This window comes from Rhodococcus sp. IEGM 1381 (genome assembly GCF_030056795.1).
Lineage (GTDB): Bacteria > Actinomycetota > Actinomycetes > Mycobacteriales > Mycobacteriaceae > Rhodococcoides.
This window is the reverse complement of sequence record NZ_JASHKQ010000015.1, coordinates 57305-70209: the sequence shown is the minus strand read 5'-3', so window position 1 is coordinate 70209 and position 12905 is coordinate 57305. Positions and strand designations below refer to the sequence as shown.

General features: G+C 63.3%; 12 protein-coding genes. 1 reads left to right on the top strand and 11 read right to left on the bottom strand.

Annotated elements, in window-relative coordinates:
- Nucleotides 1-39 precede the first annotated feature (39 nt).
- From QM797_RS22190 to QM797_RS22155, 8 genes are all read right to left on the bottom strand, one after another.
- On the bottom strand, nucleotides 40-867 hold the full coding sequence (locus QM797_RS22190) for an alpha/beta fold hydrolase (RefSeq protein ID WP_283277823.1): 828 nt from the start codon (nucleotides 865-867) through the stop codon (nucleotides 40-42).
- Nucleotides 868-1186: 319 nt separating this feature from the next.
- On the bottom strand, nucleotides 1187-2203 hold the full coding sequence (locus QM797_RS22185) for an AraC family transcriptional regulator (RefSeq protein WP_283277822.1): 1017 nt from the start codon (nucleotides 2201-2203) through the stop codon (nucleotides 1187-1189).
- 251 nt (nucleotides 2204-2454) lie between these two features.
- Nucleotides 2455-3324: an SDR family NAD(P)-dependent oxidoreductase gene (locus QM797_RS22180; RefSeq protein WP_283277821.1), complete on the bottom strand. Its 870-nt coding sequence runs from the start codon at nucleotides 3322-3324 to the stop codon at nucleotides 2455-2457.
- Nucleotide 3325: 1 nt separating this feature from the next.
- Nucleotides 3326-4513 (bottom strand): NAD(P)/FAD-dependent oxidoreductase, encoded by a 1188-nt coding sequence (locus tag QM797_RS22175; protein WP_283277820.1) that lies wholly within the window; start codon nucleotides 4511-4513, stop codon nucleotides 3326-3328.
- Between the two features lie 250 nt (nucleotides 4514-4763).
- Nucleotides 4764-5294, bottom strand: a complete 531-nt coding sequence (locus QM797_RS22170) for an aromatic-ring-hydroxylating dioxygenase subunit beta (protein WP_283277819.1) — start codon at nucleotides 5292-5294, stop codon at nucleotides 4764-4766.
- On the bottom strand, nucleotides 5291-6649 hold the full coding sequence (locus QM797_RS22165; RefSeq protein WP_283277818.1) for an aromatic ring-hydroxylating oxygenase subunit alpha: 1359 nt from the start codon (nucleotides 6647-6649) through the stop codon (nucleotides 5291-5293). The genes QM797_RS22170 and QM797_RS22165 overlap by 4 nt, the downstream gene beginning before the upstream one ends.
- A 49-nt stretch (nucleotides 6650-6698) precedes the next feature.
- The gene (locus QM797_RS22160) at nucleotides 6699-7094 is read right to left on the bottom strand and encodes a Rieske (2Fe-2S) protein (protein WP_283277817.1); all 396 of its coding nucleotides are present in this window, start codon (nucleotides 7092-7094) and stop codon (nucleotides 6699-6701) included.
- Nucleotides 7091-7384, bottom strand: coding sequence for an NIPSNAP family protein (locus tag QM797_RS22155; RefSeq protein ID WP_283277816.1), 294 nt, complete (start codon nucleotides 7382-7384; stop codon nucleotides 7091-7093). Before QM797_RS22155 ends, QM797_RS22160 begins: the two co-directional genes overlap by 4 nt.
- Before the next feature lie 268 nt (nucleotides 7385-7652).
- On the opposite strand from QM797_RS22155, the gene QM797_RS22150 reads away from it, so the two are divergent.
- Entirely contained in the window at nucleotides 7653-8537 is an 885-nt protein-coding gene (locus QM797_RS22150; protein WP_283277815.1) for a 3-hydroxyacyl-CoA dehydrogenase family protein, read from the top strand.
- Nucleotides 8538-8567: 30 nt separating this feature from the next.
- On the opposite strand, the gene QM797_RS22145 is transcribed toward QM797_RS22150, so the two are convergent.
- The 3 genes from QM797_RS22145 to QM797_RS22130 form a co-directional block, all read right to left on the bottom strand.
- Nucleotides 8568-9404 carry a LysR family transcriptional regulator gene (locus QM797_RS22145; protein ID WP_502942378.1) on the bottom strand — a complete coding sequence of 279 codons (837 nt, stop codon included), beginning with the start codon at nucleotides 9402-9404 and terminating at the stop codon, nucleotides 8568-8570.
- A 748-nt stretch (nucleotides 9405-10152) separates the two neighbouring features.
- Entirely contained in the window at nucleotides 10153-10947 is a 795-nt protein-coding gene (locus tag QM797_RS22135) for an alpha/beta fold hydrolase (RefSeq protein WP_283277814.1), read from the bottom strand.
- A gap of 186 nt (nucleotides 10948-11133) precedes the next feature.
- The gene (locus tag QM797_RS22130) at nucleotides 11134-12843 is read right to left on the bottom strand and encodes a thiamine pyrophosphate-binding protein (RefSeq protein WP_283277763.1); all 1710 of its coding nucleotides are present in this window, start codon (nucleotides 12841-12843) and stop codon (nucleotides 11134-11136) included.
- Nucleotides 12844-12905: the final 62 nt, after the last annotated feature.

Below are 12905 nucleotides of genomic sequence, written 5' to 3'. Positions count from 1 at the left end.
AGCTCGCGGTGATCCGCCGGCGACGAGCACCGTCACGAGTCAGCTATCGAGATGGGAAACGACATGATCGATCACGTTGTCCGCGACCCATTTCGGCTTCTCGACCGCCACCGCGTGGGCGCCGTCACCGATAGTCACGAGGTGTGCGTTCGGGATCTCGCGTGCATACGCCCTCCCGTGCTCGAGGTCGATCAACTTGTCCAACTCGCCCCAGAGCACGAGCGTCGACGCCGACACAGCGCCGAGCAGGTCCATAAGCTCTGGATCTGCACAGTTCGACTCACGCGCGAACCGGCTGAACGCCAGCGCGTTTCGCTGCACCTCGCGCATGAAGGCGTCATCCGGCTCGGCCGGCATGAGTGAGAAGAATGCCGCCGGGTCGTGGAACAGCGTGTCGACGGTCCACTGCAGATCGGCGTCGAACTCGTAGGTGATCGGGTGGTCCGTGAGATGGAGGCCGGCAGCGTCGACGAGCACCAAACTATCCACCGCATCAGGATGGCGCGCGGCGAGTTCGGCACCGATCCATCCGCCGAACGAAGATCCGACGACCGTCAACGGGCGCTGCAGACCGAGATCGGCCACGACCGAAGCATAAAGGTGCGCAATGTCTTCGACGGTTCTTACGTTGGAGAACTCGGACGAACGGCCGAACCCCGGATGGCTCGGTGCATGAACTGTGAAACGTTCCGCCAGCAACCCGTGGACAGGAAGCCATGCACCCGCCGAGCCCGCGTCGTGCAGGAACAGCAGGGGTGGCCCTTCTCCGCCAACGAGCATGTCGAGCGTCTCGCCGTGCAGGTCCATCGGCCGCGATTCGGGTTCCGGTGACCGAAGGTCGTCCGTACCGATTTCAGTGGCATTCACAATACGTTTCCTCTCACGAAGGGAGACTGGGTGCTGAGATCCAGGTCACTCCTAATTCCAGGCAACGTTAAGCGAGTGACGATGGCGCCGCCAGCCGGTTCGCGACGTCTCATGTCCGAAACACGCACGGCGACAAAAACTCACACCTGATCGCGTCTTTGCTCGCAGTCATGACCGCATGCATCGACCGGAGTGTCACGAACGGCGCGCACAGCACACAGGGCGACAGCGGAACTGCCCGACGGCACGGTCAGCGTGACTTATGTGACGGAAGGCAGCTCACCGTCAGCCGGCACCGTTCTTGCGGCTCGCCTCGGGGTCACGAATGGGTGCGAAGTCGCGACCGCAGTGTTTCCGAGGGCAACTCGCCGAAGCGCTGGTGGTACGTGTGCGCGAATCTACCGACGTGGGAGAAACCCCACTTGAGTGCAATGTCCGTGACTCTCGGGTTTGCGAGGTCGGACTGGATCAGTTCGCGGCGCACCTCGTCGAGCCGAATGTCGCGAACGTACTCGGACGGCGAGCAGCCCACATCCCGAGTGAAGCCGGCCTGCAGCGCCCGAATGCTCACCCCCGCGTGCTGGGCCATCATCGCCACCGTGATCGGTTCGCCGAGATGTTCCCGAGCGAAGTCGATAGCGTGCCGCACGTAGGGAGCACGTGCGGGACGGTCGTGACGCTCGAGGCGCTCCCAGTAGTTGTTCGGATGCCAGAGCAGGAGGGCATTGAGTACCAGTTCGTTGACCACCGATGCGCTGGCGCGAGTACTCAGGCCTGACGGGTCCATCTGACGTTGCGCGGCGTCCGCCCTCAGCAGCTCGAACACCGAGCGCCACCGCGAGCCTCGGGGTCCGCCGAAGTCGAGACTCAACTTCGTCTCCAGCGGCACCGTCAACGGCCCGTGTACGAGGCCACGGAGATGCTCTTCCACTGCTTCACGTTCGATGCGAACGATCGCCAGCGCGGCATCTGCCGACCACGTCATTCGTAGCGGCGCTCCGGGGGACGGCACCGACGCGAGAGTCGACGACGTGAGGATGCGCTCGCCACCGCACTGGACGAGGGCCGAACCATCGACCGGCAGCATCAGGCAGTAGCACGACGCCGGATCCGGTGCGCTGATCTCTACTTCGGTCCCGTATCGCAGATAGGAGAATGTCACAGCGCCCTGTTGAGAGGCGAAGAAGCGAACATTGAGGCGGGAGCGGTCGACGGACTTCATCCATGCCTTGTGAGGGTTGATGATTCCGGACACCATGGCGCTCGCCTGCTCGAAGTCGGCGCCGGTGAACACCGGATAGCCTTCCAACCCCAGCATGATCGGCATGTTCGACATTGATGCTCCTGGACTCCGCGCGCAGAACAAAACCCGATTATTCGAATCGGCTAAGCAACTGCGTGACACCCCAACCGGACCAGATGGTAAAGAGTGATGCTACACCCGTTTCACCGAAAGGCGCGGGGCGAGACTTTGTGGAGCAGTGCCATCTGCGCCGGTCAGACGGCATTTTGTCCGGTCCGACCGCAGCCGGCTGTGCCTTCGGGCGAGTCCGGTCGGCAGAGGCGCATCACCCGGTGCCACAGCACTCAATCGCGACTACCCAACAGGCGGGCCGGTAGACCATCTCCACCGCGCACCCGTCTCAATCCTCGAACGCCCAGTCCGCCGTCCGACTCGATGACGGTTCCGGTCATCGCTCCGCTCTCCGATCCGGCGGCGAGCAACAGGTATGCGCCGGTGTGGTCTTCAGGCGAGGAAAAGACGCGCAGCGGAGCAATCGCCGCAATGGAGTCGACATCTCCTCCACCACCGCCCGCACGCTGAGGGCCCGATACCGCAGTCCCGAACGCGGCCGGGCTGGCGATGCTGGTCCTCGTAGCGCCAGGTGCCACGGCGTTGACCCGGACGTGAGGCGCGAACTCGTGCGCCAATTGCCGCATCACCCCCAGGGCCGCGTGCTTGCTCGCGATGTATACGACCCCGCCGCCGTCCGGCCAGAAAGACGAGTTCGACAGCGTGACCACGATGCATCCCCGTGAGGACACCAGAGCCGGGAGTGCTGCTTTGGCGATGTGGATGAGGCCTTTGACATTGACGTCGAAGATCTGCGCGAAAGCGTCATCGATACGGTCGGCCGGTAAGTCCACCAGTTCGGTGAACCGATCACCGAGCCCCGCGTTCGCGACGACGATGTCCAACTTGCCGAACGCACTGAGCGCCAACGCAACCGCGGCATCGTTCTGTGTGCCCGAGCGAACGTCGGTCACGATGGTCGCAACCCGGTCCCCGTGCTCGTTGCGTACGTCGTCCAGTCGTGACTCGTCGATGTCGGCGACCACGACACGTGCGCCCTCGGCGATGTACCGGTCGACCACGGCGCGCCCGATCCCGGAACCCCCGCCGGTCACGAGCGCGACGTCGTCTTCGAGCCAGCGCTTCCCCTGATCTGTGGGCATGTCAGACCACCGCCATCGGGATGTCGACGACTGTTCGGTCCAAAGCCGCTCGGACAGCCGCCAGCGGACGCGTGAGTCCGTACGCAATGCCTCCGACAAGCGTGTCGTCGACATAGGCGCGAGCACAGAAATCGTCGTCGGGTGATCCTGCGACGACGTCGAATCGGTTCGCGAGTCGAGGGAGACCGACGCTGGACAATCGGGTTCCGAAGTGGTCTGACCAGAAACTGGGGATCGACCCGAACGGTTCGGCCGTACTCCCGGCGAGCAGCGCGGTCGCCGCCGCGCCGGCTTGTTCGACCGCGTTGCTCCAGTGCTCCACTCGCATCGTCATCCCGCCGAAGGCGGCGTTCGGCCATCGCACGATATCGCCGGCGGCCACGACGTCGTTCATTCCGAGCACATGCAGCGTCGAATCACAGAGCACGCCGTCGGAGATGTCGGCGCCGGCTCCATCCAGCCACCCCACGTTGGGCCGGGCACCGACAGCGACGACGACGTGATCGGCCTCGATTCGGGTCCCGTCCGATAACTCGACGTGGTGAACACCGTCGACGTGCTCGGCCGCGGACACAGTGTGTCCGACGTGAGTCTCGATGCCGGCGTGGTCCGACAAGGCTCGTACGCGCGCGCTGGCCAGCGGGCCGGCCGGAGCCAGAGGAGCATCCATGCCACACACTGTGACCCGCGCACCGACGGCTCGGGCCGACGACGCGATTTCGATGCCGATGAATCCGCATCCGATGATCAACAGACGGGTCGAAGGTGTCAGCGCGTCTGCCAGTCGCCTCGCGGATGCTCTCGAACGGATGTGGTGCACGGTGTCCGACGAGGCGCCGAATGCCGGCAGCGTTCTCGACCCGCTGCCGGTCGCGATGACCAACCCGTCGTACGGGATAGTTCGACCACCGAGTGTCGTCACATTCTTCTCGACCGAGTCGATCGAGGCCACCGCGTCCCCGAGTGACCAGCACGCGTCGAGGTCCGTGTCGATGGTCAGTGCGGTGTCGTCATCGCTGCATTCGCCGCGAAGGACCTCTTTGGACAACGGTGGACGGTCGTAGGGCATGGCCTCCTCGTCCCCGATGATGGTCAGTGTTCCCGAGAAGCTTTCGCGTCGTAGCGCTTCCGCTGCCCGAACGCCGGCCAGCGACGCACCGACGACGACGATGCGATCGAACGTCTTCATGTTGTCTCCTCGAGATTCCAGGATGCGATATCGTCCGCCGTCTCGACACGGACGAGTCGGTGATCGCGGGTGCGGCAGTGAGAAAGGGACCGCGGGCACGGAGTCGAGGACCAACCGGGCCATGACGGCACGGTGCCGCTCGGCCTGCCGTACGCGTCGGTCAGGCCGAGCGACACCGTGATCCTGTGGATGTGCTTTCCCCGAATGACCACAGTGCTCATGAAGGAACGTGTCCGACAGGCCCGCGTGACTAGATGAAGAAACTCAGGTTGAAGGACTTGAGCACCGTCTGGTCGAGCAGAATACGGCGATTCCTGAGCAGCAGTTCACCATTGGGCGCGCGGGTGAGCACGTCGTCGCGTCGGCCGGGGAACAGGTCCGGCGTCTGGTCGGACCGTGCTCGTGTGACGAAGAACTGTGACGTCACAGCGTAGTCGTCACCGGCATGTGCGACAGTCGTGTTCGTCACGAGATGGCGGGTGCGGGATCCGGGCTGTTCGGCCCATGCCATGTTCGTGGCCAGTCGGTTGATGCGCATTCGGATGGAGGCGTGATCGTCCATGTAGTAGTCCATGTCGTCACGAAAACCGGCCCCGTCCTTCGGCATCAAACTGAGCCGCACCGGCATCATGTAGGAGATCTCCGGGTGAAGGGTGGCGTACCAGTCGTCGAGAAGACCGCTATCGAGCAGGTGGACCTCCCGGGTGATCCAGTCCAGCACCTCGTTATGGAGAGCCGATCCGTTCCCGCATGCCGACTTTGCGGCGTTCACGCCGGTCATCGGTCGTTCTCCGACCGAGCAGCCGCAGGGTCCGTCTCGGTCAACCAGCGGAGCCATTCCCCGTAGAAGGCGAGCTGGGTGCGCTCCCCGTAGGAACCGGGGTACGCGTGGCCGGGGCCGGGGAACGTCGGATCCGCCGGCACGTCGAGGGCCATGCCGTGGTGCAGGTTGTAGCGCTGCGCAATCTTCCCGCTGTTGACCGCTGTGCAGTCCTCCCAGTTTTCGGTGTCGTCCTGCTCGAACGTTCCCGACGGGCCGAACGTCCGCACGTATGCCTCCGCTGTCTCCTGCTTGAACGACTGCGGAGAGTCTTTGTCCACGAACAGATAGGAGTGGATCCGCGTGCGATTGTGAGCCACGGGCTCCCAGAACCGGAACGACAGGAACGGGGTCGGCGGCAGCCCCTCGGCCCTGGCCACCAACACGTGCAGGAAAGAGAAGTTCGGGAACACCGTCCCCACGCTGAAGGAAATGTTCTCCATCACCTGCTGTTGCTCTGTGCTCAGGGTGCTGTTCATCCGCGGGATCATGTCGCGCGGCACTCCGAGGTAGTTGTAGTCCGGCGGGCCCGGAACGACATGCAGGACGTGCCCGCCCTCTGCCTGGATCAGATACCCACCCGACAACGCCATCGGATCGGCCGGAACCAGACCCAGTTCCACCATGCTGCCGTGAGCGGTGTAGATGTGGAAATTGTCACCGGTGAAGTTGTCCGTGGCGAACTTCCAGTTCGCGGCCGCCTCCCATACGTGGGGGACACCGACAACCTCGGTGCCGGCCGGGGTTCGGTTGGCGATCAGATCCAGATAGAAGGTCATCTTCCCCAGGAAGTCTCCCAGGGCGGGCGCCTCGGCGCTCCACGTACCGAAGATGAACCCCGCGTACGAATCGACCTGCGTCACCGGGATCAGGCCCAACTCTTCCTTCACCAACCGTGACTCGTCGTACAACTGCTCGGCGAACACACCTGCGAGCGACCCATCTCGGTTGTAGGCCCACCCGTGGTACACGCACCGCATGAATTTCAGGTTGTCTCGGTCCGCGCGACACACGCGCATACCGCGATGTCGGCACGAGTTCAGGAACGCACGGACCTTATGGTCGTCGCCCATTATCAGCACCACCGGCTCGCCGGCGAGTGTGCGTGTGATCGTGTCGCCTGGTTTGGTGAACTCGGACTCGTGCGCGAGAAAGTTCCATGCCCGACGGAAGATTCGTTCCTTCTCCAACTCGAATATCTCCGGGTCACCGTAGATGCGCCGAGAGATGTGACCCCCCGCTTCGTCCACGAGATCACGGAGATCGGTCCCGTCCGCGAGAATATTGCTCCACGCGCGTGTCGGTGTAATCGTCATACCACAACCCTCACTGTCCGTACTGCACTGTCGTACCCCGGGCACATCATCACCAGGAACCGAAACTCGTTGCGCGTTTGGGTTTACCGGCGGAATCACCGGCATCGCCCGTTCTGTCGTCCGCGCTGAACCCGACCGAAATCATTCCGTCGTCTGCCACCTCCACGGCGTGAACAGGAAGTGGGCCACACGTGGGCCCCAGCTGCAACGACCCGTCCACGGTGTCGAACAGCGCACCGTGCAGGGGGCACTCCACCAGACCGTCTGCGTCGACCGGTTGGTCACCGAGCAGGGTCCGAAGATGCGTACACCATGGAGAGGTGGCTCGTACGCCGCTGTCGAGCCGGACCAGAAGAATTTTCCGATCACCGACATCGACCACGGACGCCGAGCCCACTCGCAGGTCATTCACCGAGATGCCCGTCGGCACCGGAGGCGTGATCACCGATCGCTCCGGTAGTGAGCGATACTCGGTGGGCCGGTGAGGAATTCGCCGATTCCCTCGACGAATGCCGATCCGACCGATGACGACAGTGCGCGCTTCGAGGCATCGGCGTCCGCCCACTCGATCACCAAGACCACCTCGTCCCCGGTCACCGCGTGCAACACCCTGGACGACACCACCTCCGGTTGATCGAAATAGGGATTTCCACGGAGAAAATCCGACAGGGCATTGAGTTGATCCACTCGAATCAGTAACCGCACCAACTCGAATCGAGATGAGTCTGAAGCCATGAAGCGACTGTATTGAACCGCCGGCTCGCCTCCAAGACGTTCGCGTACATCACGTGCGCACTCCGGACACCCACGTCGCGATTCGGATACGCCACCGCGGTTACAAGCAAATCACGTCGGTCGACAGCTTCTTGCTGTTTCCACTTGTTCGCTTCTGCTTGCAGACTTCATGTCGCGCTGTCCCGTCAGGTGACGTGGCCCACCCCAGAGCGGTGGTCGCGCATCGCGAATCTGCACAATCACCCATCACGAGGAGTTGATCATCGACATGACATCGATCGCCGACAACATCACCGGACGCCCGGTGACGATCATCGGGTCAGGAATGCTGGGCCGCCGTATCGGCCTGATGCTTGCCAGTCGCGGCGGTGTCGTACGACTGTACGATCCGTCGGAAGCAGCCAGGGAAAGTGCCGGCCAGTTCATCCTCGGCCAACTTCCCGCCGTGGTCGCCCAGCTCGGGGGTGAGGAGAAGGGTCACCGCATCGGCACAGTCGAGCTGCACGACACTATCGCCGACGCTGTGTCGGGGGCAGGGTTCATCGTCGAGGCGGCCCCGGAATCAGCGTCAGTGAAACGGGACATTTTGGGCGAACTCGACCGGTTGGCAGAACCGACCGCAATCGTTGCGTCGAACTCGTCGTCGTACGTCGTCGCAGACTTCATGGACGTGCTGAGCACACCAGAACGCGTGTTGAACGTGCACTTCCACAATCCGCCCCACTACCTAGCAGTCGATGTGATGAGCAGCGAACACACGACCGACGAGGTGGTGAAGGGTGTCGAGGAGGTCCTGACGACGTTCGGACTTCACCCTTTCCGGTCGGAGAAGGCGGACGCAGGGTTCCCGTTCAACCGACTGCTGGAGGCGTTGACGCGCGAAGCGTGTCTCATGATCGCCGACGGGACATCCACGGCCGAGGTCATCGACTCGATCTGGAAGGTGGACACCGGTCTCGAGTGGGGTCCCTGCTCGATCATGGACGAGATCGGGCTCGACGTGGTGCTCGCGATCGAGAAGCACCGACTCGAAACGAACCCCGCACTTCCCTCCGTCGCAGCTGATGTCATGACGGAACTCGTGAACCGCGGGACGTTGGGCCGCAAGAGCGGTCAAGGATTCTTCGACTACCGAGGAATCGCGTCGGAGTAGAACCGATGGCGGCTGCGATCGTAGACGTGCTCACAACGTCGTATCTCCGCGAGAGTCGCGCGCCAAGCGGGCAACCACATCGACAAATTCCTGTACGAGACAGGATTTTCGGCCCCTGACCCACCCCACGCTGACGAGGAGCGGCGTCACGTCGATCACGGGAACAGCACTCACACCGGGGTGAGCGGTGTACCGAGTGACGGACATCGGCGCCGTGGAGAAGCCCTTGCCTCCTGCGGCCGCAAGCAACCATTCCTGTGCTGTTCCCACCGACGCTCCGACGGGGCGCGATCCAATTTCTTCGCTGAGCGCAAGAGCATCACTCCATGCCTTGACCGCAGGCATGTTGTCCGCACCGTCGATCACGATTGCGGGCAGGTCCAGAAAGTCGGCCGGCGTGAGGAAGCGCCGCTGGGCCAGAACGTGCCCGTTGGGTACCAAGCACACTCGATCCTCTGCCATCACGGTCATCGTCTCGATGTCTGGATGACCCGCGTGGTGCGAGAGCAAGGCGACGTCCGTGGTGCCTGCCAGCAAGCCGTTGAACGGATCGTCGAAAACGTGAGAACGGAATGCGAGCGTGAGTTCGGCATGTCGATCCTGCATCACGTCGATGGCCTCAACCTGAAGGTCGATCGAATGGGCGAGAAAACCTATCGTGAGAATACGGTCCGATGGGGACCCCGCTCGCCGTGCTCGCTGCACTCCACGTTCGAACGATTCGAGCGCGGTGTCGACCGCAGACCGAAATTCGTGACCCGCGGCCGTGAGCTCGACTCGGTGTGTCGACCGCGTGAACAACGGAGTCCCGATCTCACGCTCCAGGTGTTTGATCTGCGCACTCAAGAGTTGTTGTGTGATGTGCATTTCCGTGGCAGCACGCGTGAAGTTCAGCACGCGCGCGAGCACAAGGAAACGCGACATCTCCACGGTGCTCACAGCGGGTGAACGTGCTGTCACGTCAGTGTCCTGTTTCCACTCTCATCGGCGAGGTCGAATCGCAACCGGCGTTCATCTCGCTGACACCCAGCGCCGGGCGTACCCGATTCCGTAAGGAAATCAATCAGATATCGAGCGGTGGACCTCGTCACCTCTCCCGGATGATCGTACCGACTCCGCCATGGTCGGCCGGTACACCCACCGAGATCGACATCGATCTTATCGAGCCGCGAGACTCCGGCTCTCTGGGTGCCTTTAGGCACTGACTGGTAGGCGCCGGACCCACTCGCTGTGCGGCTGCCATCGCAGTCCGGGTCGAGGCGCCGACGCTCTCGTCGACGCCATCGTCCGGCGCCGCCGCAAAGTGTATGTGCCGGGCGCACTCCGAGGCGTCGACAAGTTTCGCGGAGTGTTCACCGGCGCGCTGTGGAACATGATTCTCCGTCCGAGGATGCGCAAAACGGTACTCCTGATGGAACGCAGGATTCTCGAGAGCAGGGCGCGCGCTGCGCTCACGCGTCGATAGCCACCCGATCGAGGTACGCCGCGACGGTGTGCAGGATCTGCCGACCGGCCTCGCCGCGCTCGGCCTCCACGATCATTCGTGCGGCGCGAACGAGGCCGACGTCATCGGCGTCTGCTGATGCAGACCCGCGAGTTATCCACGATCACCGCGTCACGCCGAGGTCGAGTCCTCGATGACGGCAGCCACCAGATCGGGATCGTCCCACGTCGGAACGTGCCCGAGATGTTTGTGTGCGACGACCGCAACGAGCGACGGCAGCTTCCCCAAGTCGGTTTCCGCTGCACGGATGAGCGGGTCCCTGCCCCCGAAGACCACCGTGATCGGGACATCGATCTCATGACCGCCGTCGAAGCGGGTGCCTTCCAGTGCAGACATCGTGCGGTCGAAGTCGCACGTAGCGAGGTTACGTGCATCGTCCGCGGCCACCGCCGACGGAATGCGCCACGGACGTCCGAACAGGCCGAACAGGACGACGGTCCGCAGCATCGAGCGACGCATGAGAGACGCCGCACCCGGAAGGCGAGAACCGTTGACCCACACGGAGAAGAGCACTTGCCGTCGCACACGAGCAGTGCCGCCCGTAGAACGCCACAGACCGGCGGGCATGAGTGCACACACCGACCTCGCCCGACCACGGCGCGCGAGCTCCAGCGAGAGCCAACCGCCGAGCGAATTCCCGACGAGGTGCGCACTGCTCCATCCGAGTTCGTCCAACAACAGCTCCACCCGATCCGCCAGCCGTGCCGGTGAAGGTGCATCACCGAGCGGCTCGCTCTCTCCGAAGCCCGGGAGATCGATCGAGACGGTGTCGAAGTGTTCTGCCAGTATCGGAATCACCGGGTCCCACATGTGATGACGGTGCCCGATTCCATGAATCAGGAGCATGGGAGCTCCCCGGCCGGTCCTGCTGTAGCGAGGCAGTCCGGAGACATCGATGTCGGTCATGTGACAAGTATCCGTCCGAGACGGACGTCGTCAAGGTGGACTGTGGCGAGTACCTGTCCCCTGAGTCGGGACACCCGACAACCGTGACCACTGGATGGGCGCGCCTTGGCCGACACGCGTCACCCCCCGTCGGGTCTGGTCCCCCGTCATCCTTATGGTGGTCGTACCGAAGCCGATCGACGCCCTTCAGAGGCCGGGTGTGAGGACGTCGAGGAGGGCAGGACGACCGGACCGCACCACGGCGACAGCCTCGGAGAGTTGCTCGGCCAACACGTCGGGGTCCGAGATGGGCCCCGACCCCCAGATACCGAACGACCGCGCCATCCCCGCCAGATCGACCGGCGGATCCGACAAACCCGCACCGACATACCGGCGATCCTCACGATGCCCGCGCGCACGCCCGATCTCGATGGAATGCCCCACAGTGTTCCCGTACTGACGGTTGTTGTTCACCACGATCAACACCGGAAGAGACTTGTGCGCAGCAGTCCACAACGCCGACGGCAGAAACAACAGGTCACCGTCATTCTGAACATCGACCGTGATGGTCCCCGGCTGCTGAGCCAACGCCACCCCCAGCGCACCGCTGACGCCATAACCCAAACCGCCACCGGCACCCCACCCCGCGTACTGCCTCGGCCGATCCAACGCCAGATACCGATGCTCGAGGTGACTGTTCGTCCCGCCCCCCAACACATAATCCGTACCGTCCAACGCCCGCGCCAACTCCACCTGCAACCGCTCCAACGGAACCGACCCGTCCGCCGTCGCCTGCGCACCCGACGCCCACCACCGCGCACGCGCCGCACGAACACGCTCACCGATCTCCGACGTGCGACGGGCAACGAGGTCCACATCGAGCGGCTCCGCCCGCAGACGCGACAGAATCGCCGACACCGCCGCTGACGAGGACGCCGTCACGTGACGATCCCCGGGCACCATCTCCTGGTAGTCGTGCGCCCACGACCGCAACTTCAGACTCGACAAGGACACATTCAACAGCGTCAAACCACGATCACCGCGCCGCTCACGCAACGGAGTGTGAATGTCCTCGACATCGAGCGCCAGAACAACATCCGCCTCGCCGAGAAGACCCTCGACGTGCATGCCGGCGAGCGGGTGCGTCGTGGGAAAGGCGTGGCGCACACCGGTATCGATGACGGGAGCGCCCAGGGCTTCCGCCAACGCGACCAGGTCACCGAATGCTTCAGGCGTCTCGCCGGCGTACCCCGCCAACACGACAGGGCGCACCGCGCGGCGCAGCACATCGACGAGCCACGCGGTATCGGCAACACTTGGCGCCGGATCACTCGGCACCGGGAATCGGCCGATCCCACCCGCGACGAAATCAGCCGGCAACGGATCTTCCTGAAGATCGAAGTCATAGCACAGATAGACAGGCCCCCCGGGGGCACTGGTCGCCGCCGACCGAGCACGCGCCATCGACTCCTCGATGCTGTACACATCGTGCGGCTCGTCGTCCCACACCAGAAAGTCACGCACGATGTTCGCCTGCACCGACGCCGTATGAATCCAATCGATCCACGGCCGACGCCGAGCCTTCGACTTCGGCCCCGTCCCACCGATCAACAACATCGGAGCACGATCACACCACGCGTTGTAGATCGCCATACTCGCATTCTGCAACCCGACCACATTGTGCAACATCGCCGCCATCGGCTTACCCGCAGCCTTCGAATACCCCTGCGCCATACTGACAGCCACCATCTCGTGCATACACAACGAAATCTCCGGCGCATTCGGAGTGTGCACCAACGAATCGTGAATCCCCCGGAAACTCGCCCCCGGATTGAACGCGACATGCTCGATACCCGACTCCATCAACAAGTCGACGATCAAATCCGACCCGTAACGCGTGTTCTCAGCTGATGCCACTATGACTCCATTCAAATGTCTACGTATACAAAGAGACCTCTACCGAATAGCGCTGTCGATTG

What these genes read in the sequence shown, in the direction of transcription:
- QM797_RS22155 (WP_283277816.1), bottom strand. Translation starts at nt 7,384, where the DNA reads ATGGCTTCAGACTCATCTCGATTCGAGTTGGTGCGGTTACTGATTCGA.
- QM797_RS22150 (WP_283277815.1), top strand. Translation starts at nt 7,653, where the DNA reads ATGACATCGATCGCCGACAACATCACCGGACGCCCGGTGACGATCATC.
- QM797_RS22135 (WP_283277814.1), bottom strand. Translation starts at nt 10,947, where the DNA reads ATGACCGACATCGATGTCTCCGGACTGCCTCGCTACAGCAGGACCGGC.
- QM797_RS22170 (WP_283277819.1), bottom strand. Translation starts at nt 5,294, where the DNA reads ATGACCGGCGTGAACGCCGCAAAGTCGGCATGCGGGAACGGATCGGCT.
- QM797_RS22180 (WP_283277821.1), bottom strand. Translation starts at nt 3,324, where the DNA reads ATGCCCACAGATCAGGGGAAGCGCTGGCTCGAAGACGACGTCGCGCTC.
- QM797_RS22185 (WP_283277822.1), bottom strand. Translation starts at nt 2,203, where the DNA reads ATGTCGAACATGCCGATCATGCTGGGGTTGGAAGGCTATCCGGTGTTC.
- QM797_RS22145 (WP_502942378.1), bottom strand. Translation starts at nt 9,404, where the DNA reads ATGCACATCACACAACAACTCTTGAGTGCGCAGATCAAACACCTGGAG.
- QM797_RS22165 (WP_283277818.1), bottom strand. Translation starts at nt 6,649, where the DNA reads ATGACGATTACACCGACACGCGCGTGGAGCAATATTCTCGCGGACGGG.
- QM797_RS22175 (WP_283277820.1), bottom strand. Translation starts at nt 4,513, where the DNA reads ATGAAGACGTTCGATCGCATCGTCGTCGTCGGTGCGTCGCTGGCCGGC.